The sequence below is a fragment of the Streptomyces sp. ID05-39B genome (genome assembly GCF_033794725.1).
In the GTDB taxonomy this organism is placed as follows: Bacteria; Actinomycetota; Actinomycetes; order Streptomycetales; family Streptomycetaceae; genus Streptomyces; species Streptomyces bobili.
Window position 1 is genome coordinate 1 of the sequence record NZ_JARGEF010000145.1, and the last position, 20527, is coordinate 20527.

The following is a 20527-nucleotide window of genomic DNA, read 5'->3' on the forward strand; positions in this document are numbered from 1 at the left end:
CTCCCCCGCCCTCTCCCCCGCCGACCGCCCCCAGCTCGGGCTCCGCGAGCGCAAGAAGATCAAGACACGCGAGGCGATCCGCACCGCGATGTACGCGCTGGTCGAGGAGCAGGGCTACGAGGCGACGACGGTCGAGCAGATCGCCGAGCGGGCCGAGGTGTCGCCGTCGACCGTCTTCCGCTACTTCCCGACCAAGGAGGACATCGTCCTCACGGACGAGTACGACCCGATCCTGCTGGAGGAACTACGGTCCCGGCCCGCCGACGAGCCGTGGCCGGACACCATCCGGGACGTGATGCTGGCCGCCGCCCGCGTGGGCGTCGAGGCGGACCTGCGCGTGGCGCGGCTGCGCACCCGGCTGATGGTCGAGGTCCCGGCCGTGCGCTCGCGGATGATGGAGAGCATGTCGGTCACCGGCCGCATGATCTGCGGTGCGCTCGCCGAGCGCACCGGCCGCGACCCCGACAGCCTGGAGGTCCGCGTCTACGCCATGTCCTTCATCGGCGGCCTGATGGAGGCCTCCCTGTACTGGGCGGAGAACGGCCACCAGGGCGACTTCACCGATCTCGTCGACCGCGCGCTGAACGTCCTGGAGCACGGACTCGGGACGGAAAACCCCTGAGGTCCCCCCGTGTCCCCATGCCATCCTGACCGGGTGAACGCACCCGAGATCCGCGTCGAAGTCGCCCCCGAGCTGGCCCTGTTCGTCCCGCCCGCCCGGCGCTCCGGCGCCACCGCCCTCGCCGTCGACGGCGTCTCCACCCTCGGCCATGTCGTCGAGTCCCTCGGGGTGCCCCTCACCGAGGTCGGCACCCTGCGCGTCGACGGCCGCGAGGTGCCGGTCTCCCACATCCCGGCCGACGGCGAGTCGGTGAGCGTACGCCCCGTGGACCGCCCCCAGCGGGTGCCGGGCGCCCCCCTGCGGTTCCTCCTCGACGTCCATCTCGGCACCCTGGCCCGCCGGCTGCGGCTGCTCGGCGTGGACACGGCCTACGAGTCGGCCGACATCGGCGACCCGGCGCTCGCGGCCCGCTCGGCGGCCGAGCGGCGGGTCATGCTGAGCCGTGACCGCGGCCTGCTGCGCCGCCGGGAACTGTGGGCGGGCGGCTTCGTCTACAGCACGAACCCCGAGGAACAACTACGCGACGTCCTCGACCGGTTCGCCCCCGAACTGCGCCCCTGGACGCGCTGCACCGCCTGCAACGGGCTGCTGCGCGAGGCCACCAAGGAAGAGGTCGCCGACCAGCTCAAGGGCGGCACGCGCAAGACGTACGACGTGTTCGCGCGGTGCGGGGAGTGCGGGCGGGCGTACTGGAAGGGCGCGCACCACGAGCAGCTGGAGGCCATCGTGGAACGCGCCCTTCGGGAGTTCGCGGGCTAGGGTCCTTCGTGCGGAGCAGGCCGGATCACCCCGCGAGCCCGGCATGATCCAAACAAGAGGCGCCAGGGTCCGCGCTACTTCTTCTTCACGTCACCCTTTCCGCAGGCGATGCCGTCCTTGGTGCGGTCCAGGCCGTGGCGGTCGCGGCCGGAGACCTTCAGGCCGGTGCCGTAGCCGTTCTTCTTGAGCCAGTCGCAGCGCTCGGCGACGGTGTTCAGCTTCTTCGGGAAGGTCCACGGCACGCACTGGCTGATGGTGCCGTAGGAGTGGTCGCAGCCGTCGAAGCCGGCGGGCATGTCGACGCCTTCGTGGCCCTGGTGGTTCCGGTGGTCGCCGTGGTCGGTGCTCTCCGGTACGGCGGTGTCGCTCTCGCTCGCGGGAGCGGCCCGCAGGTCCTCCGCGAAGTCCTGGACCCGGGCCGTCGCGGCCTGCCCGGCCGCGCCGATCCGCACCCACTTCGCCACCGACGGCACGCCGTTCGCGTCGACGACCGACAGCATGTACCAGCCGGGCGGGGCCAGGTTGGGGTTGCTGGTGAGGCTGAGGTCGATGGTGTCGCCGTCGACCGTCATCGGCAGGTCCACATACCGCTGGTTGGGGTCGGAGGAGTGGGTGATGGCCGCCGGGCGGATCAGGGAGGCCTTGACCACCGGCTTGTCGACCGTGACGCGCTGGTCGGTGCCGTAGGCCCAGTTGGTGCTCGCCAGCGAGGTGATCTGCGGGCGGGCGCCCTTGAACAGGTACGGCGGCTTGTAGATCGAGACGCGCTGGTCGAAGGAGCCGTCGCCCGGGTTGTCGCCGACGCTCAGGACGCGGCCGTCGGGCAGCAGCAGCGACGAGGAGTGGTAGGTGCGCGGGACCGGGTCGGTCGCCAGGCCCGCCTGGAAGGTGTTGGTCGCCGGGTCGTACAGCGACGCCTCGAAGACGGGGTCCTCGCGGTAGGTGTGCAGGGCTCCGCCGGTCTCCAGGACCTTGCCGTCCGGGAGGATGACCGCGGAGACGTACACCTTGCCCTCGGCGCCGGTCTGCGGGGTGCCGTCCTGGTAGTGGCCCTTCGGCAGGTCGGGCCCGGGTACGTACTGCGGCGAGTCGGCCTTCATGTCGATCAGGTCGACGAGCCCGTGCGCGTCGGGCGACACGGTGTGGTTGCCGCCGCCGATCGTGGCGACCTTCTGGTCCTGGGCGGGCGGCAGCAGCACCGACATGGACTGGTCCCGCTCGTCCTTCTTGCGCAGGCCCGGTACGTCGGCGATGGTGCCGGCGTCGTAGTCGTACACGGAGGCGCCGGTGCCGGGCAGGCCGTTGCCGAAGACATGGCTGCCGGTGTAGAAGAGGCGGCCGTCCTGGAGCAGGATCATCGACGGGTACAGGCCCCAGAAGGACCAGGCCTGCTTGGCCTCGCCGAGCGGCAGCCACTTGTTCTGGGCGTAGGAGAAGTGCTCGTTGACGACCGTGCCGGAGGAGTCCTCGGCGAGGCCGCCCAGCGAGAGGACGTCACCGTTGCCCATCGCGGTGGCCGACGGGTACCAGTGGCCCGCCAGCATGTCGTTGACCTTGACGTACTGGTTGGTGGCGGGGTCGAAGACGTAGCTGCTGCGCAGGCCCTTGTAGCCGACGCTGCCGTCGGGGGCCGCGTAGTCCTTGTTGCCGCCGACGACCAGTACGCGGCCGTCCGGGAGCTGTACGTGCCCGGCGCAGAAGAAGTCCTCGGGCGTCGGGACCGTGGTGTAGCCGCCGGTGACGGGGTCGTACAGCGAGGTCCTGAAGGTGCCCGCCTCGAACATGTCGAGGTCGTTGCCGGAGCCGGCGATGAGCAGGACCTTGCCGTTGTGCAGCAGCACCGAGTGCATGGCCCGCACGGGCATCTCCGAGGCCTGCACGGTCCATTCGCCCTTGCACTCCGGTCCCGTGCCGCCCGTGGCGCAGGGGTCGGGGCCGGACGGGACGGTGGCGTCCGTCATGGCGTAGTCGTCGGTGGTGAGGGTGCCGACGCCGTAGAGGGCGCCGCCCCAGGTGATCCGGTCGGTGTTGGGCGGGATCACCGGAGTGCGGACCTCGGTGCGGGTCCAGCCGGCCGACTGCTGCAGGGTCTTGAGGTCGGTCCAGTAGACCCAGCCCTGGACGGTGTCGTGGCGGAACAGGGTGAAGGCCACGTCCGGTGTGGTGGATCTGTACCAGAACGACAGGTCGTACTGGTGGGCCGGAGTGACCTGCGGGGCGCAGGAGTTCTCCAGCATCATCGTCTTGCGGTCGCCGTCGGCGCGCCGGGTCAGCTCGATCTTGACGGCCCGGCTGCCGGAGTGGGCGTCACCGGTGACGGTGAAGGAGAAGTCGTTGTTCCCCCAGCCCGACTTCTCGAAGCACTGCGGGAACTGGGACGGCCCGTCGAGGATCTCCAGGCCGGGGTTCCCGACCAGGTTGGTGGCGGCCTCGGCGGGCTGGGCGCCGAGCGGGCCTAGCCCGAGGGCGGCGGCGAACAGCATGAGGGCGGTGAGCAGCAGACGGGGTGTCCTTCCCGGTGGAAGGGTCCGCCGTCCTGGTTGTCTTCGGGCTCCGTACATGGTGGTTCCCCCCTTGTTCACGCGCCCCCGCGTCACGGGTGGTGCGTCGCTCGCGTCACTCGTTGTCGTTCTCGATGCGGAGGATGTCGATCCGGCCGCCGCCCTCACCGAAGGTGGCGACCGGCGTGCCGTGCGCGAACAGGTCCCGCAGGGTGGGCAGATGCTCGCGTTCGCCGCGCAGGGCCGCGGTGGACACGACGTAGTCGATGTCCTTCCAGCCGTGCGGCAGCGTCTTGGTGACCGCCGGGTCCTGGTCGAGTTTGTAGTGCCAGATGACGCCGGTGCCCGGCCGGTAGCCGGCGTCGACCGCGTCGAGCCAGAGCACGCCGTCGGTGACGATGCGCACCTGGTCGCGGTCACCGACGGGCGTCTCGCGCAGCCAGCGGGCAGCGTCCTCGTAGACGCCGTTGTCGTCGGCCCGCATGGCGACGCGGTCCTGCGCGTACCAGTGCGGTGCGGCGAACACCGCGGCCAGCGCCACGGCCGCCAGGGCGCCTGCGGTGCGCACCCGCGGCCGGCCGGGCAGCCGGGTCACCAGGGCCTGGGCGAGCCCGGCCACGGTGAGCGCCAGGAACGGCAGGACCTGCACGATGTACATCTGCGGCAGATAGCCGCCGGGGCGCAGCGCGACCAGCGCCAGCACCAGTACGGCGAAGGCGGCCGGCCGCAGTCGGCGTACGGCGAACGCGCAGACGGCCGCGGCGGCGCCGCCGATCAGCAGATACGGGTCCCTGGCCAGCCAGTCGGTGAACAGCTGGTGGGCGTCGGTGCCGTCGGCGAACGCCGATCCGCTGCCCTCGCGCCCGCCGAGCTGGAACTTGAGGGTGCCGAGCAGTGAGACGTGTCCCGCTCCGGGGAACAACTCGCCCTTGAGCAGGGCGTACAGCGGATAGAACAGGCCGGTGAGGACGAAGCCGGAGCCGAAGCCCGCGTAGGAGAACTTGCGGGTGCTGGGGTGGCTGCCCTGCCAGAGGGTGACCAGGAGCACGGGCAGCAGGACGGCGATGGTCTCCTTGGAGAGCACGGCCATGGCGAAAGCCATGCCGGCCGCGGCGTGGTGCCACAGGTGGCGGCGCGGCGACAGCGCGAACGCCATGGACACCAGCACCCACAGGACGGCGAAGTTGTCCAGGTAGATCTGCCGGTGCAGCACCACGGCGAGCGGTGACAGCGCGTACAGCAGCATCGCCGCGGCGGCCGTGGGGCGGCCCAGGCCGAGGCGCCGGCCGATCACGAAGACGAGGACCATCGAGGCGGCGGCCACCGGCAGCATGGCGATCCGGCCCTGCACGAACGTGGGCAGGTCGGGCAGCAGCCAGTTGGGCAGCCAGGACATGGAGGCGAGCTGCATCCAGCCGACCGGCGGGTGGTCGTACCAGTAGGTGTAGTGCGCGAGTTCGCCGTGCTGCACGGCCCACGCCTGCGCGAGATACGTGCCCTCGTCGTCATTCGGGAATGGGTAATTCCCGATTCCGAGAAGTCGCGCCAGGATGCCGGCGACGAGAATAGGGGTAACCCAGAGATAATCGCGCCGTAACACGCTCCCGCGTATGGAGGTGCGTTCGGCTACGGAATCTTCGGTAACCGGCCGGTAAACGGAAGCCGTCCCTCCCAAACTCTCGGAAGGTTTTGTTTCGGCCTCGTCTCGTACGCGTGTTTTCGGTACGGCAGTCCCCATGCGGAATCCCCCCACCCACTTCTCGGCCTGATGGCAACCCGTGGGCCTCCCCCTCGAAACCCCCCGGAATCAGGCATGCCGGAGCATCATGGCACACGTTTGGGTGCCAGATAAGCAGAACATATGACTCCGCTTGAGGCGGGGATCATCACCCCGAGACCACATTGCGGTGGAAATGCCAACCTGCTAGCTTTCGGCCAAGGTTTGCTCGTGGGCCCTGATCGATCATGTGCGAAAACCCCGGAGTATCGGGGTGGGAATCCGGCTGGGAACCGGCCCGTCGCCAAGGGCCTTCAAAGATCACGAGCAGAGGAACACCGTCCGCCGGGGGGCCGCAGACGGACGGGTCCATTCCGCAGAACACCGAGTTGGAACGACACGTTCGAACAAGGATGACCAAGAAAGACCGAGGGGGGAATTCGTGGTCTCCGCCATTCTGTTCATCGATTCGATCATCCTCATGACCGCCGCCGGCGTGACCCTGTGGTGGATGCTCCATGCCTGGCGCACCCCGGAGACACTGGAGTCGACGGCCTTCGCCAAGCCCGACGGCAGGGCCGACCTGTCCTTCTCACTGCTGGTCCCGGCCCGCCACGAAGAGGCCGTCCTGCGGCACACGGTCGAGCAGATGCTGCGCATCGACCACCCGGACTTCGAGATTCTGCTGATCGTCGGCCACGACGACCCCGGCACCGCCGCCATCGCCCACGAACTCGCCGACGAGTACCCCGACAAGGTGCGCACGGTCGTCGACACCCACGCCAAGAAGAACAAGCCCCGCGCCCTCAACACCGCGCTGCCGCACGCCCGCGGCGAGGTCGTCGGGGTCTTCGACGCCGAGGACGTCGTCCACCCCGAACTGCTCAGCCACGTCGACTTCGCCTTCCGGCGCGACGACGCCGACGTCGTCCAGGGCGGCGTCCAGCTGATCAACTACCAGAGCAGCTGGTACAGCCTGCGCAACTGCCTGGAGTACTTCTTCTGGTTCCGCAGCCGGCTGCACCTGCACGCCCGCAAGGGGTTCATCCCGCTCGGCGGCAACACCGTCTTCGTCCGGTCCCAACTGCTGCGGGACACCGGCGGCTGGGACGGCGACTGCCTCGCCGAGGACTGCGACCTCGGCGTCCGGCTGTCCAGCGGCGGCGCCAAGGTCGTCGTCGCCTACCACTCCGCGCTGGTCACCCGCGAGGAGACGCCCGACTCCATCAAGGCGCTCTACAAGCAGCGCACCCGGTGGAACCAGGGCTTCCTCCAGGTCCTGCGCAAGGGCGAATGGCGCCAACTGCCGGGATTCGGCCAGCGGATGCTCGCCCGCTACACCCTCAGCACTCCGTTCGTGCAGGCCGCGACCGGCGTGATGATCCCGCTCGGACTCCTCTTCGCCGTCCTCGGCGGAGTCCCGCTGCCCTTCTCCATGTTCGCCTGGCTGCCCATGCTGCCGATGGTCGCCATGATCGTCTTCGAGGCGGTCGCCCTGCACGACTTCGGCCGCGAGTACGGCTTCCGCATCACCTTCGGCCAGTACGCGGGGCTCATCCTCCTCGGCCCCGTCTACGCCGTCATCCTCGCGGGCGCGGCGCTGCGCGCCGTGTGGCGCGAGTACACCGGGCGCCGCGACTGGGAGCTGACCTCCCATGTCGGCGCGCACCTCCCCGTCCACACCCCGCAGCCCCAGGAGGCACGGTGACGGCCCTGCCCGCCGACGTGTCCATCGTCGTCCCCACCTTCAACGAGGCCGACAACATCCACGAGTTGCTCGCCCGCATCGATGCCGCGATCCCCGCCGGGACCCGCGCGGAGGTCGTCTTCGCCGACGACTCCACCGACCGCACCTGCGAGGTCATCGAGGAGGCGGCCCTCAGCAGCGCCGTCCCCGTCGTCCTGCACCACCGGCCCGTCCCCGAGGGCGGCCTCGGCGGCGCCGTCGTCGAGGGCATCGCCCGCGCCACGGCCCCCTGGATCGTCGTCATCGACGCCGACCTCCAGCACCCGCCCGAACTCATCCCACAACTCCTCGCCCGCGGCGCCGCCACCGGCGCCGAACTCGTCGTGGCCAGCCGGTACACGGCCGGAGGCGACCGCGGCGGCCTGGACGGCGGCTACCGCAAACTCGTCTCCAGCTCCTCCACGCTCCTCACCAAGTCCCTCTTCCCCCGCGCCCTCAGCGGCCTCACCGACCCGATGAGCGGCTTCTTCGCGATCCGCCGCACAGCGGTCGACCGCGCCTCGGCACAGGACGAGGGTCTGCAGCCCCTCGGCTACAAGATCCTCCTCGAACTGGCGGTACGGTGCCGTCCGCACGGCATCGCCGAGGTGCCGTACGCCTTCGGGGAACGGCACGCAGGCGAGTCCAAGTCGACGGCCCGCGAGGGCATGCGCTTCCTGCGCCACCTCATCACCCTGCGCACCGCCGACCCCCGCGCCCGCGCGGTCGTCTTCGGCCTCATCGGCCTGTCCGGGTTCGTACCCAACCTGGCCCTGCTCTGGTTACTCACCGACCAGGCACCCGGCCTGCACTACGCCCCGGCGGAGATCATCGCCAACCAGGCGGGACTCCTGTGGAACTTCGCCCTGATCGATTCCCTCGTCTACCGCAACCAGCGGCGCCACCACCGGCGCAGCGTCCGGCTCCTGACGTTCGCCGCCGTCGGCAACATCGACCTGGTCGCCCGCATCCCGCTCGCCGCGCTGCTGATCGGCGCCGCGGGCATGACCGCCCTGCCGGCGACGGCACTCGCCATGGCCATCGTCTTCACGGCCCGCTTCCTGGTCGTCGACCGCTGGCTCTACCGCCGCCTGAACACCACCCTCCCGGCCCTGCCCCGGGTCACACCCGAACCGGAACCGGTTTCGGACGCCCTGGGCTGAGGGACAGGACCGGACGAGGGGCCCGACCTGGTGGACGACCGGGGCGGGCCCCTTCGGCGTGCGGCGGGGCCTTCGTCGTACGGGGGCCCTACGGCGGGGGGCGCCCGCCCGTTCCATGACGCCTGCATCCGGCACGTATCCTGAACCGTTCACTGCAGGGGGCTACGGGGGAAGAGGAGCGCGTTCGTGGAGTTCCGGCTGCTCGGAACAGTCGCCGTGGCCACCGGAGGCGGCGAGCTGCCGCTCGGCCCGACCAAGCGGCGCAGTCTGCTCGCCGCACTGCTGCTGCGCCCCAACACCGCCTTGCCGCTGGGCCAGTTGATCGACGCGGTCTGGCCCGACGACCCGCCCGCCCGTGCCCGTACCGTCGCCCAGGGCCACATCTCGCGACTGCGGGCCCTGCTCGCGCAGGGCGGCGCCGAGGACTACGGCGTCCATCTGGTGACGCGCGGCCACGCCTACGTACTGGAGATGCCGGAGTCGCTGCTCGACGCGCACCGCTTCGAGGAACTCGTCCGGCTGGCCCGCGACCAGCGCGACGCCTGCGACGCGGCCGGAATGCTCCGGGAGGCACTGTCCCTGTGGCGCGGCCCCGCCCTCGTCGGCGTCGCCACCAACGGGCCGCTACGGGTGGCCGCACACGGCCTGGAGGAGGCACGCCTCTCCGCCGTCGAACAACTCGCCCTGTGCTACGGCGAGTCCGGCGACCATCCGAAGGCGGCGGCGGTGCTGCACGCAGAGTCGGAGGCACACCCCATGCGGGAGTCGCTGGCCGCCGCCCTGATGCGGGCGCTGTACCGCGCGGGCCGCCAGTCCGACGCCCTCGACCACTACCACCGCACCCGCACACTGCTCGCCGACGAACTGGGCGTGGACCCCGGCCGGGCCCTGCGGGAGGCGTACACGGAGATCCTGACGGGTGACGGCGGCCGGGCCCGGCCCACGCCCGCCGCCGAAGCCGTACCCCCGCCGGAAACGCCGGAAGCCGTGTCACCGGCGGCCGACGCTGCGACGCTCCCCGTCCCCCGCACCGACCTCACCCCCGACCTCCTCCCCCGCCCGCCGCGCGGCTTCACCGGACGCTCCGACGAACTCGACACGCTCACCCGGGCCACCGGCCGCCCCGAAGCCGTCGTCGTCATCACCGGCCCCGCGGGCGTCGGCAAGACCTCCCTGGCCCTGCACTGGGCCCACCGCGTCGCCGCCCGCTACGACGGTGTCCTCTTCGCCGACCTGCGCGGCTTCAGCGCCGACAGCGCCCCGCCCGACACCGGCGACGTCCTGCGGGAGTTCCTCGTCGCCCTCGGCGTCGCCCCGCGCGAACTCCCCGAGACACCCGGCGCGCTCGCCGCCCGCTACCGCACCCTCACCGAACAGCGCCGCGTCCTCGTCGTCCTCGACAACGCCCCGGCCACAGCCCGGGTCCGCCCCCTGCTGCCGGCCGGCCCCGACTGCGCCGCCCTCGTCACCTCACGGCTGCGCCTCGACGGACTCGCCGTCAGCGACCTGGCCCGCACCATCGGCCTCGACGTCCTCGGCCCCTGCGCCTCCGCCGCCCTGCTCGCCGCCGCGACCGGCGCCGACACCGCCGCCCGGCTCGCCGCCGAACCCGAGGCCGCCGCCCGCCTCGCCGCCCTCTGCGCGGGCCTGCCGCTCGCCCTGCGCGTCACCGCCGCCCGGCTCGCCGCCCGGCCCGGACTGCCGATCGCCGACCTGGCCGCCGAACTCGCCGACGAACAGCGCCGACTGGCCCTCCTGGAGGTCGACGACACCGGAGTCGCCGCCGCCCTCCACCTCACCCTGCGCATCCTCCCCCGGCACGCCACCGACCTGTTCAGCGGCCTCGGTGCGCTGCCCGGCCCCGAGGTGGACCGCTACGCCGCCGCCGCGATCGCCGCCACCACACCCGCCGCCGCGGCCGAGTCCCTCGCCCGCCTCGCCGACGCCCACCTGCTGACCGAGCGCGCCCCCGGCCGCTACACGATGCACGACCTCGTCCGCCTCTACGCCCGCCGGCTCGCCGAGAAGGCCGGGCAGGACGGCTCGGACCCCGACCTGCTGCCCCGCCTCCTCGACCACTACATCCGCGCCGCGCTCGCCGCCACGGCCGCCGCCGAACCCGACGACCGGCCCTGCTGTGCCCTCCCGGACGACCCGCGCCCCGACCACGGCACCCCCCGCTTCACCGGCCGCGCCGACGCGTTCGCCTGGTACGCCGCCCAGCGTGAGAACCTCGCCGCCGCCACCGCCGCCGCCCGCACCGCCGGGTCCGACGAGCGGGCGTGGCGGCTGGTCGTGCTCCAGTGGCCGTACATCTGCGGCTACGTGCGCGACGAATGGGCGCCGCTTCTCGAACAGGGACTGGCCGCCGCCGTACAGGCCGGCGATCCGGACGCCGAGTCGAAGGTGCGGGCCCTGTACGGCTGGGTGCTCACCGAGGAGGGGCGGCTTCCCGAGGCCCTCGCCCACCTGGAGCTGGCGCCCGGCCTCGCGGCCCGCGCCGGCGATCCGTGCAGCGAGGCCACCGCCCTGGTCAACCTCGCCATCGCCCTCGACCGCAGCGGCGTGGGCGACGCCTCGCTCGGCCACGTCGATCGTGCCCTCGAACTGGCCCGCGCCGAGGACGACATCCTCACCGAACTGCTCGCTCTGGAGCAGCGGGCCGGCCAGCTCCTCGCCCGCGGCGACCACCAGGGCGTCCTCGCCTGCACGGAACGCGGGCTGTCCCTCACCGGCGCCGGCAGCGAAGGCCTGGCCGTGCTGCGGCAGATCACCCTGCGCATCGCACGGGGCACCGCGCTGTCCGCGCTCGGCCGACCGGAGCAGGCCCGCACCACCCTCCTGCAAGCCCGCGACGAGGCCGTGGCGCGGGGCTTCGACAAGGGCGTGCGGGAGGCGAACGCCCAGCTCGCAGGGTACGGCGACGGAACGGCGACGAGGCGATAGCGCGGGAGCGACGAAACAGCGACCCCGACGGGCAATGTGGTCTCCAGACCGCACAAGCCACTCCACGGGCATCCCGCCACCAAGCGGAGCAGCCCGGCCATCACGGGGAAAACACCATCATGCGTATCGCACTCCGCAAGAACACCGTTCTCGCCCTCGCCGCCACCGCGGCCCTCTCCCTCTCGCTGACCGCCTGCGACGGCGATGCCGCCAAGGACGGTGCCTCGGGCACGAGGACGACGGGCACCTCCTCGAACTCCGCGTCCGGCACGACCGGTGCCGCCGCCGGCGACGCGGGGGACGCCGACGCCGCGACGACCACCGACCAGAAGGCGTCCGGCGCCGGCGGCTCCACGGGGTCGAGCGGCTCGGGCGCGTCGGGCGGTGCCGCCGACACGACCGCCACGACCGCCATGTGCAAGGCCAACGACCTCGACTTCGCGTTCCTGGAGCGGCAGCAGGGCACCGAGTCCGCGCACCTCCTGATCACGGCCACCACCACGGGCCCCGCATGCGTCCTCAAGGGCATCCCGATCGTCACGCCGGGCGAGATGAACGGCAACGTCCCGCACTCCGGCGACGACACCGCCGCCCAGCGCGTCGTGCTGAGCGGCGGCAAGAAGGCCTACTCGGCGATCGTCCTCGACCCGACGAAGCAGGGCGGCGACTCCTGGGACCTGGTCCGCATCGCCATGGACACCGGCAGCGCCGAGCCGGACTCCGGGAACCTGGTGACGCAGAAGCTGAAGAACAGCGTCACCTCCGGCCCCGACCTCGCCGTCACCAACTGGAACACCGCCAAGCCGTTCGACTTCTGAGCGGCGCGGCCGGCCGGGACGCACGCCCTCACCTCACGGCGTGACCTTCTCCCGCAGGGCGTCCACGTCCGTCACCGGCAGGTCGCACACGAAGCCCCGGCACACGTACGCCGTCGGCACCCCGCCCACCAGGACCCGGTCCGCGAGCAGCGGGAACTCCTCGCTGTCCGGCGTCCCGCAGGCGACCACCGCCCCCGGCGCGGTCGCCAGCAGCGCGGCGCGGTGCAGTTCCCCGGTGGCGGGATCATCCAGCGCGGGCCCCACCACGGCCACCTCGCGCGGACCGTCGAGCAGCGCCTCAGCGGCGGCCAGCCCCCACCCGATGAACCGCGGCACCCGCGGGCCCAGCGCCTTCACCACGCCCAACGCCTTCTCCGCGGCGGCGCGGTGCGCCTGCGAACCGGTGTGGGCGGCGTACGACAGCAGCGCCCCGGCCGCCGCCGACCACCCGGAAGGCACCGCGTTGTCGGTCGGGTCCTGCGGGCGCCGGATGAGCTGCTCGGCGTCGGACGCCGTGTCGTACAGCGACCCGGACTCCGGGTCGGTGAACCGCGCGAGGACGTGGTCGAGCAGGAACCCGGCGAAGTCCAGCCACACCCCCTCACCCGTCACCCCGGCCAGCGCGAGGAAGCCCTCGGCCACGTCGGCGTAGTCCTCCAGGACGCCCGCGTTGGCGCCGCCCCTGCCGTCCTTGCTGGTCCGGGAGAGCCGCGCCTGGTCGTCGAGGTGCAGCCGGACGAGGAGGTCGGCGGCGGCGACGGCCGCGTCCACCAGGTCGGGCCGGTCGAAGTAGGCGCCGGTCTCGGCGAGCGCGGCGACGGCGAGGCCGTTCCAGGCGGCGACGACCTTGTCGTCCCGGCCCGGTGCGGGCCGCTGCGCGCGCGCGGCCAGCAGCCGCGACTTGACCGACGCGATCTTCTCGGCGTCGAACACGACGTCCTGCTGCGGCAGTTGCAGCACGGACGCACCCTCCTCGAACGTCCCTTCCTCGGTCACCCCGAAGCAGGCGGCGGCGAGCGCCGCGTCCTCGGCACCGAGCGCCTCGGTGAGCTGCTCGGGCGTCCAGACGTAATACGCCCCCTCGACGTGCCGCCCGGTCCCGTCGTCACTGTCGGCGTCCAGCGCGGAGGCGAACCCGCCCTCGGCGGTGCGCAGTTCCCGCACCATGAAGTCGGCGGTCTCCAGCGCGACCCGCCGCGCCTGCTCCGACCCGGTGGACCGCCACAGGTGGGCGTACACGCGGCAGAGCAGCGCGTTGTCGTACAGCATCTTCTCGAAGTGCGGCACGATCCAGTCGCGGTCCACGGAGTACCGCGCGAAACCGCCGCCGAGCTGGTCGTAGATCCCGCCGCGGGCCATCCGATCGCAGGTGTCCCGCGCCATCTGCAGGGCGCCGTCGGCCCCGGTGCGGGCGTGGTGGCGCAGCAGGAACTCGATCACCATGGACGGCGGGAACTTCGGCGCCCCGCCGAACCCGCCCCGCTGCGGGTCGTACTCCCGGGTGAGCCCCAGCAGCGCCTGGGCGAGCTGCTGCTCACCGGGTGCCAGGCTGTCGCCGTAGGAGATCTCGCGCCCGGCGAGGTCCCGCACGATCTTCCCGGCCACCTCGGCCACCTCGTCCCGCCGCTCCCCCCAGGCCTGCCGCACCCCCTCCAGCACCTGCCGGAAGGACGGCATGCCCTGCCGTGCCACGGGCGGGAAGTACGTACCGAAGTAGAACGGTTCGGCGTCCGGCGTCAGGAACACGGTCATCGGCCAGCCACCCTGGCCGGTGGCGGCCTGCACGGCCTCCATGTACACGGCGTCGACGTCGGGCCGCTCCTCCCGGTCGACCTTGACGCTGACGAAGTGCTCGTTGAGGTAGCCGGCGGTGGCCTCGTCCTCGAAGGACTCGTGAGCCATCACATGACACCAGTGGCAGCTCGAATAGCCGACGCTGAGCAGGACCGGCACCCCCCGTCGGCGCGCCTCCTCGAACGCCTCCGCCGACCAGGGCCACCAGTCGACCGGGTTGTCGGCGTGCTGGAGCAGGTACGGGGACGTCTCATGGGCCAGTCGGTTCGCCATGGGGTCCATCCTGCCGCAGGACCAGGCCCGCAACGCGTCAGGCGTCTCCCGGCCCGCGGGCCGCACGCCGTGCCCGGTGACCTGTCCTCACATCCCGCACGGTGCGCACCCTCGCGCCCGTGCGGCCGCCGCAGCACACCTGACCAAGAAACGCCGTGGCCGCCGGAGGGGGACGACCTGCGGACCAGCCATCGGGTGCAAGCCACGGCGTCACGGCGTCACGGACCGACGGCCCCGCCGCCTGCCCCGGGGCGGGGAGCGGTGCCGTCGGTCCGTGACGCCGGTCGGCCCGGCCCTGCTCAGCCCTTGGCGGGCGTGCTCTTGCCCGTGGGGGCCTCGCCGGCGGTGTCCGTCGGCGTCTCCACGAAGTCGACCTTGGCCATGCGGCGGTTCATCGACTTCATCAGGCCCCACACCGCGATCGCCATCGCCGCGAAGACGACGAAGCCGAGGACGCCGGGGGTGACCTTGTTCTCGTCGACCTCCTTGGCGAGGGGGACGAGGTGCGTCATTGCCAGGCTCACGCTTGCGCTCATGTCAGGCATTGTCGCGGATGCCCGCAAAGAGGTCGTCCTCGGGGAGGGAGGTATCGACGAGCGACTTCGCCAGCTCGTACTCCTCGGTCGGCCAGACCTCCCGCTGGATCTCCATCGGCACCCGGAACCAGCCCCCGTCGGGGTCGATCTGCGTGGCGTGCGCGATCAGCGCCTTGTCCCGGATCTCGTAGAAGTCGTCACACGGAACGTGCGTGGTGATCGTGCGCTCCACCCGCTCGAACTCGCTCCAGCGCTGGAGCCACTCCCCGTACGGCGACTCCATGCCGCGGTCGAGCAGCGCCTGGTGCAGCGCCTCGGTGCGCGGGCGGTTGAAGCCCTGGTTGTAGTAGAGCTTCCGCGGCCGGTACGCCGGACCGAACTCGCTCTCCGGGTACTTCGCGGTGTCGTCCGCGCCCTCGAACGCCACCATCGAGATCTTGTGGGTCATGATGTGGTCGGGGTGCGGGTAGCCGCCGTTCTCGTCGTAGGTGGTGATCACCTGGGGACGGAAGGAACGGATCTGCTTCACCAGCTCCCCGGCCGCCTTGTCGACGTCCTGCAGGGCGAAGCAGCCTTCGGGCAGCGGCGGCAGCGGGTCGCCCTCGGGCAGCCCGGAGTCGACGAAGCCGAGCCATTCCTGCTTGACGCCGAGGATCTCGCGGGCCTCGTCCATCTCCTTCTTGCGTACCTCGTGGATGTGGTCCTCGAGGTACTTGTCGCCCTGCAGCTTGGGATTGAGGATGGAGCCGCGCTCCCCGCCCGTGCAGGTCACGACCAGCACGTCCACCCCCTCGGACACGTACTTCGCCATGGTGGCCGCGCCCTTGCTCGACTCGTCGTCGGGGTGGGCGTGCACGGCCATCAGTCGCAGCTGGTCAGTCAAGACTCATATCCTCAGTAAGTCGGCGCCCCCCATGGGAAGGGGTGCGATCGGCGGCTTCTATAGTGACCGAATCGGGGCGCCAATAATTCCGTGGTGCCGCCCCGGAGCCCCACTTTCGGACCTTCGCCCAACCGGCCGGAGGCCTTGCCGGGAGGACGATCATGAGTACGGCGAGCACGCGACCGCCCGAGGGCCGCTACGGCCGTTCCTCGGATGCGCGCGCGGACCGCACCCTCAAGGTCGCCGGTGGCGTGCTGGGCGCGCTGCTGCTCGCGTTGATCGGCTACTTCGCCTATCACTACGTCGGCCAGAACAAGATCAGCGGCGAGCTGATCACGTTCCAGGTCGCGGACGACTCGGTGCGGGTGCACCTCGAGGTCCGCAAGGACGCCGGTACGAGCGGTTACTGCACGGTCCGCTCACAGGCCGAGGACGGCGCCGAGGTGGGCCGTGCCGACTTCCGCTTCTCTGGCCCCGACACGCGGATCGACAAGGTGGTCACGCTCCGTACGACGTCCCGGGGCACCACGGCGGAACTGCTCGGCTGTCACGCCGACTGATCATCATCCGGAATAGGCAGGCGCTGACCTGCGTTGACGTAATTCTTAGGGCTTATGTCCTCCCCCTCGGGCCGCTGAATTGTTAGGCTCGTGGTTTCGCCCATCCCTGGAGGAACATGCTTCCGGGTAGGGCGAGCTTTGTATTCCCTGTACCGACGAGGAGCACCCTGTGACCCAGACCAGCGAGAACGTCACCTGGCTGACCCAGGAGGCGTACAACAAGCTCCAGGCGGAGCTTGCACACCTTACTGGTCCTGCGCGCACCGAGATCGCCGGCAAGATCGCGGCCGCGCGCGAGGAGGGCGACCTGCGCGAGAACGGTGGGTACCACGCGGCCAAGGAGGAGCAGGGCAAGCAGGAACTGCGCATCCGCCAGCTGACCCAGCTCCTGGACAACGCCAAGGTCGGCGCGGCCCCGGTGTCCTCGGACGGCACGGTGGCGCCCGGCATGGTCGTGACGATCGCCTTCGACGGCGACGAGGACGACACCCTGGACTTCCTGCTGGCCTCGCGTGAGTACGCGAGTTCCGACATCGAGACCTATTCGCCGCAGTCTCCGCTGGGCTCCGCCGTGGTCGACCACAAGGTCGGCGAGGACGTGCAGTACGAACTCCCGAACGGCAAGAAGGCCTCCGTACGCATCCTCAAGGCCGCCCCCTACAACGGCTGACGGATCCTGGCCGTTCCCCCGGTGGAGGAGCGGTCCCCGATGGTGATGACGAGACCCCCGGCGCCCCCCGTGGCGCCGGGGGTCTCGTCATGCCGGGTGGTCCGACGCGACCGTGCGGTGCGTCGCGGCCATGGGGTGGGGCGTGGTCATGCGGTGGGTCGTGGTCATGCGGTGGCCGAGCGGTACTTGCGGACCGCCAGGGTGCGGAATATGAGGATGATCAGCACGGAGTAGATCAGTGAGGCCCAGACCGGGTGCTGCATGGGCCAGGCGTCGGACGCCGACTGTCCCGGGTTGGCGAACAGCACGCGGCAGGCCTGGACGGTGGCGCTGAACGGGTTCCACTCGGCGATGTGGCGCAGCCACGGCGTCATGTTCCCGGTGTCCACGAAGGCGTTCGAGATGAAGGTGACCGGGAAGAGCCAGATCAGTCCGCCGGAGGTGGCCGCCTCGGGGGTGCGGACGGACAGGCCGATCAGGGCGCCGATCCAGGTGAACGCGTAGCCGAGGAGCAGCAGCAGGCCGAAGGCCGCCAGCACCCGTGCGGCGTTGGTGCTGCCGTCGGAGCCGACCCGCCAGCCGACCAGGAGCGCGACGGCGGCGAGGACGAGCAGGGTCAGCGCGGTCTGTACGAGGTCGGCGAGGGTGCGCCCGGTGAGGACCGCGCCGCGGGCCATGGGCAGGGAGCGGAAGCGGTCGATGAGCCCCTTGTGCATGTCGTCGGCGATGCCCGCACCGGCTCCGGCGGTGGCGAAGGTGACGGTCTGGGCGAAGATCCCCGCCATGAGGAAGTTCGTGTAGTCGGTGGCGCTGGTGCTGCCGCCGATCTGCATGGATCCGCCGAAGACGTACGTGAACAGCACCACGAACATGATGGGCTGGATGAGCCCGAAAATGACCATCTCGGGGATCCGTGACATCCGGATCAGGTTGCGTTTTGCAACGACCAGGGAGTCCCGGACGCTCTGCCCGAGCGGGTTGCCCGGGGCCGTGCCCCGGACGGCGTCGGTGACGGCGCTCATTTCACGGCCTCCTTGCCGTTCTCTTCGGACTCGGCCTCGGCGGCGTGTCCGGTCAGGGACAGGAAGACGTCGTCGAGGGTGGGGCGGCGCAGGCCGATGTCGTCGATCTCGATGCCGCGGATGTCCAGCTCGCGGATGACCTCGGCGAGGAGCTTGGCGCCGCCGGAGACGGGCACGGTGAGCTTGCGGGTGTGCTCCTCGACGGCGGTCTCGCCCTTGCCGAAGCCGGTCAGGACCTCGACAGCGGTGGGTATGTGCTCGCGCTCGTGCACCACGACCTCCACGCGCTCGCCGCCCGTGCGGGCCTTGAGCTGGTCGGAGGTGCCGCGGGCGATGACCTTGCCGTGGTCGACCACCGCGATGTCGTGCGCGAGGTGGTCGGCCTCCTCCAGGTACTGCGTGGTCAGCAGCAGCGTCGTGCCGCCGGAGACCAGGCGCTTGATCACCACCCACAGGAGCTGGCGGTTGCGCGGGTCGAGGCCGGTCGTCGGCTCGTCCATGAACATCACGGGCGGCGAGACCACCAGCGCGGCGGCCAGGTCGAGCCGGCGGCGCATGCCTCCGGAGTAGGTCTTCGCCGTGCGGTCGGCGGCGTCGGCGAGGTCGAACTGGTCGAGCAGCTCGGCGGCCCGGACCTTCGCGTCCTTCGCCTTCATCTGGTAGAGCTGTCCGACCATCTGGAGGTTCTCGCGGCCGGTCAGATACTCGTCGACGGCGGCGAACTGGCCGGAGAGGCCTATTCGACGACGGACCTCGTTGGGGTTCTTGAGCACGTCGAGGCCGGCGACCACGGCCCGGCCGCTGTCCGGGCGCAGGAGGGTGGTCAGGCAGCGGACCGCGGTGGTCTTGCCCGCGCCGTTCGGCCCGAGGAGGCCGAGGACGGTGCCCTCCGGGACGTCCAGGTCGACGCCGTCCAGAGCCCTTACGTCACCGAAGGTCTTCACCAGGCCTTCGGCATAGATGGCGCCTGGCATGTGAGTCTCCACGTCGTTGGGGATCTTCGTCGTTGGGGATTGCTTCGTCGTTGGGATTCTTCGGAAAGCCTAGGTTTGTGCGTTTCGTTCCGCCCGATCGAGATGCGCCGAAGACACCGGCGAGATGGCGTGAGACACACCATAACGCGATGTATCGCGTCCCTCAATGCACTTACTCGAAAGAGTGACCGACGAGGCTGTGACCTCAGTCGATGACGATGTACCCGGCCTCGCGCAAAGCCTGACCGACCTCGGCGCAGTGCACCGGCCCCTTCGTCTCCAGGTGCAGCTCGACCTCCGCCTCCGTGAGCCCGAGCCGTGGGTCGGTCCGTACGTGGCTCACATCGAGGACGTTAGCGTCCACCACTGACAACACCCCGAGAAGCGTCGCGAGCGCCCCCGGCCGATCCGTCAGCCGCAGCCGTACGGCCAGGTAGCGGCCCTGCGCGGACATGCCGTGCCGCAGGACGCGCTGCATCAGCAGCGGATCGACGTTGCCGCCGGAGAGCACCGCGACGACCGGCCCTTCGAAGGTGTCGGGCTCGCTCATCAGCGCCGCCACCGGGCTCGCCCCGGCCGGCTCGACCACCAGCTTGGCCCGCTCCAGGCACAGCAGCAGCGCGGTGGCCAGCGCGTCCTCCGACACCGTGCGCACCTCGTCCACCAGGTCGCCGACGATCCCGAACGGCACGTCACCGGGCCGGCCGACCTTGATGCCGTCCGCCATCGTCGCCGGACTGCGCAACGACAGCGGCCGACCCGCCGCCAGAGAGGGCGGATAGGCCGCCGCGCCCTCCGCCTGCACACCGACGATCCGCACGTCCGGCCGCAGCGCCTTCACCGCGACCGCGATACCCGCCGCCAGTCCTCCGCCGCCGATCCCGACGACGATCGTGCGCACCTCCGGGCACTGCTCCAGGATCTCCAGACCCACCGTGCCCTGCCCGGCGATCACGTCCGCGTGGTCGAAGGGGTGGATGAACACCGCGCCCGTCTGCGCGGCGTACTCCTGCGCCGCCGCCAGCGTCTCGTCGACCACGTGCCCGTGCAGGCGCACCTGCGCGCCGTACTCCCGGGTCGCGCTGATCTTCGGGAGCGGGGCGCCGTTCGGCATGAAGACCGTGGAGCGCACGCCCAGCAGCGTGGACGCCAGGGCGACGCCCTGCGCGTGGTTGCCCGCGCTCGCCGCGACGACCCCGGCCGCCCGCTCCTCCGGCCGCAGCCCGGCGATCCGGACGTACGCGCCGCGCAGCTTGAAGGAACCGGTCCGCTGGAGGTTCTCGCACTTGAGGTGCACCGGTGCCCCGACGAGCTGGGACAGGTACCTGCTGCCCTCCATCGCGGTCACCCGCGCCACACCCGAAAGCATCTTCTGGGCACCGCGCACATCGTCGAGGGTGACGGGCCGCAAGGAGTCAGCCGTGCCATAGCTCATGACACAAGCATCGCAGTTCACAGGCGGGAACGACCGCTGCGACCAACCACCGAGACCGGTTTCCGCAGCGCCGGTACGACCCGCCTCCGGGCCGCGTACCCTGTCCCCCAACCCAGCCCCCTTTTCCC

General features: G+C 71.2%; 16 protein-coding genes. 8 read left to right on the forward strand and 8 right to left on the reverse strand.

From position 1 onward, the window contains the following. On the forward strand, positions 1-622 hold a 622-nt coding region (locus P1P75_RS26650), incomplete at its 5' end, for a TetR family transcriptional regulator (protein ID WP_319259802.1). Positions 623-655: 33 nt separating this feature from the next. Then, positions 656-1381, forward strand: a complete 726-nt coding sequence (locus P1P75_RS26655) for a Mut7-C RNAse domain-containing protein (RefSeq protein WP_319259804.1) — start codon at positions 656-658, stop codon at positions 1379-1381. 74 nt (positions 1382-1455) lie between these two features. On the opposite strand, the gene P1P75_RS26660 is transcribed toward P1P75_RS26655, so the two are convergent. Beyond that, positions 1456-3864: a galactose oxidase early set domain-containing protein gene (locus P1P75_RS26660; RefSeq protein WP_319259836.1), complete on the reverse strand. Its 2409-nt coding sequence runs from the start codon at positions 3862-3864 to the stop codon at positions 1456-1458. Between the two features lie 133 nt (positions 3865-3997). Further along, complete coding sequence (locus P1P75_RS26665; RefSeq protein WP_319259807.1) at positions 3998-5353, reverse strand: glycosyltransferase family 39 protein; 1356 nt, start codon at positions 5351-5353, stop codon at positions 3998-4000. Between the two features lie 727 nt (positions 5354-6080). Between P1P75_RS26665 and P1P75_RS26670 the strand changes: the two genes are divergently transcribed. The 4 genes from P1P75_RS26670 (at position 6081) to P1P75_RS26685 (ending at position 12252) form a co-directional block, all read left to right on the forward strand. Continuing rightward, entirely contained in the window at positions 6081-7307 is a 1227-nt protein-coding gene (locus P1P75_RS26670; RefSeq protein WP_319259839.1) for a glycosyltransferase family 2 protein, read from the forward strand. Next, entirely contained in the window at positions 7304-8488 is a 1185-nt protein-coding gene (locus P1P75_RS26675) for a glycosyltransferase family 2 protein (protein ID WP_319259809.1), read from the forward strand. Before P1P75_RS26670 ends, P1P75_RS26675 begins: the two co-directional genes overlap by 4 nt. Positions 8489-8674: 186 nt before the next feature. Next, positions 8675-11434, forward strand: a complete 2760-nt coding sequence (locus tag P1P75_RS26680; RefSeq protein ID WP_319259812.1) for a BTAD domain-containing putative transcriptional regulator — start codon at positions 8675-8677, stop codon at positions 11432-11434. A gap of 119 nt (positions 11435-11553) precedes the next feature. Beyond that, positions 11554-12252, forward strand: a complete 699-nt coding sequence (locus P1P75_RS26685) for a DUF4232 domain-containing protein (RefSeq protein ID WP_319259815.1) — start codon at positions 11554-11556, stop codon at positions 12250-12252. Positions 12253-12285: 33 nt separating this feature from the next. Here the strand turns inward: P1P75_RS26685 and P1P75_RS26690 are convergent, their stop codons facing one another. The 3 genes from P1P75_RS26690 to mca all read right to left on the reverse strand — a co-directional run bounded on the left by P1P75_RS26690 (position 12286) and on the right by mca (position 15738). Further along, positions 12286-14319: a thioredoxin domain-containing protein gene (locus P1P75_RS26690; RefSeq protein ID WP_319259818.1), complete on the reverse strand. Its 2034-nt coding sequence runs from the start codon at positions 14317-14319 to the stop codon at positions 12286-12288. A 299-nt stretch (positions 14320-14618) separates the two neighbouring features. Further along, entirely contained in the window at positions 14619-14864 is a 246-nt protein-coding gene (locus P1P75_RS26695) for a hypothetical protein (RefSeq protein WP_266461646.1), read from the reverse strand. Further along, positions 14857-15738: a mycothiol conjugate amidase Mca gene (gene mca / locus P1P75_RS26700; protein WP_319259821.1), complete on the reverse strand. Its 882-nt coding sequence runs from the start codon at positions 15736-15738 to the stop codon at positions 14857-14859. The genes P1P75_RS26695 and mca overlap by 8 nt, the downstream gene beginning before the upstream one ends. Positions 15739-15899: 161 nt before the next feature. Between mca and P1P75_RS26705 the strand changes: the two genes are divergently transcribed. Together P1P75_RS26705 and greA are read left to right on the forward strand one after the other, a co-directional pair. Further along, positions 15900-16298 (forward strand): DUF4307 domain-containing protein, encoded by a 399-nt coding sequence (locus P1P75_RS26705; RefSeq protein ID WP_319259824.1) that lies wholly within the window; start codon positions 15900-15902, stop codon positions 16296-16298. Positions 16299-16467: 169 nt separating this feature from the next. Then, positions 16468-16968 carry a transcription elongation factor GreA gene (gene greA, locus P1P75_RS26710; protein ID WP_319259827.1) on the forward strand — a complete coding sequence of 167 codons (501 nt, stop codon included), beginning with the start codon at positions 16468-16470 and terminating at the stop codon, positions 16966-16968. A 164-nt stretch (positions 16969-17132) separates the two neighbouring features. Here the strand turns inward: greA and P1P75_RS26715 are convergent, their stop codons facing one another. From P1P75_RS26715 to ilvA, 3 genes are all read right to left on the reverse strand, one after another. Next, a complete protein-coding gene (locus tag P1P75_RS26715; protein WP_150472523.1) occupies positions 17133-17990 on the reverse strand; it encodes an ABC transporter permease in 858 nt (285 codons plus the stop codon). Beyond that, positions 17987-18964 (reverse strand): ATP-binding cassette domain-containing protein, encoded by a 978-nt coding sequence (locus tag P1P75_RS26720; RefSeq protein WP_319259830.1) that lies wholly within the window; start codon positions 18962-18964, stop codon positions 17987-17989. The genes P1P75_RS26715 and P1P75_RS26720 overlap by 4 nt, the downstream gene beginning before the upstream one ends. A gap of 205 nt (positions 18965-19169) precedes the next feature. Beyond that, positions 19170-20399, reverse strand: coding sequence for a threonine ammonia-lyase (gene ilvA / locus P1P75_RS26725; RefSeq protein WP_319259833.1), 1230 nt, complete (start codon positions 20397-20399; stop codon positions 19170-19172). Positions 20400-20527 lie beyond the last annotated feature (128 nt).

Excerpts from the sequence above, each read along its gene's own strand:
- P1P75_RS26705 (WP_319259824.1), top strand. The coding sequence starts at position 15,900 with ATGAGTACGGCGAGCACGCGACCGCCCGAGGGCCGCTACGGCCGTTCC.
- P1P75_RS26660 (WP_319259836.1), bottom strand. The coding sequence starts at position 3,864 with ATGCTGTTCGCCGCCGCCCTCGGGCTAGGCCCGCTCGGCGCCCAGCCC.
- P1P75_RS26695 (WP_266461646.1), bottom strand. The coding sequence starts at position 14,864 with ATGCCTGACATGAGCGCAAGCGTGAGCCTGGCAATGACGCACCTCGTC.
- ilvA (WP_319259833.1), bottom strand. The coding sequence starts at position 20,399 with ATGAGCTATGGCACGGCTGACTCCTTGCGGCCCGTCACCCTCGACGAT.
- P1P75_RS26720 (WP_319259830.1), bottom strand. The coding sequence starts at position 18,964 with ATGCCAGGCGCCATCTATGCCGAAGGCCTGGTGAAGACCTTCGGTGAC.
- P1P75_RS26685 (WP_319259815.1), top strand. The coding sequence starts at position 11,554 with ATGCGTATCGCACTCCGCAAGAACACCGTTCTCGCCCTCGCCGCCACC.
- P1P75_RS26715 (WP_150472523.1), bottom strand. The coding sequence starts at position 17,990 with ATGAGCGCCGTCACCGACGCCGTCCGGGGCACGGCCCCGGGCAACCCG.
- P1P75_RS26690 (WP_319259818.1), bottom strand. The coding sequence starts at position 14,319 with ATGGCGAACCGACTGGCCCATGAGACGTCCCCGTACCTGCTCCAGCAC.
- P1P75_RS26670 (WP_319259839.1), top strand. The coding sequence starts at position 6,081 with ATGACCGCCGCCGGCGTGACCCTGTGGTGGATGCTCCATGCCTGGCGC.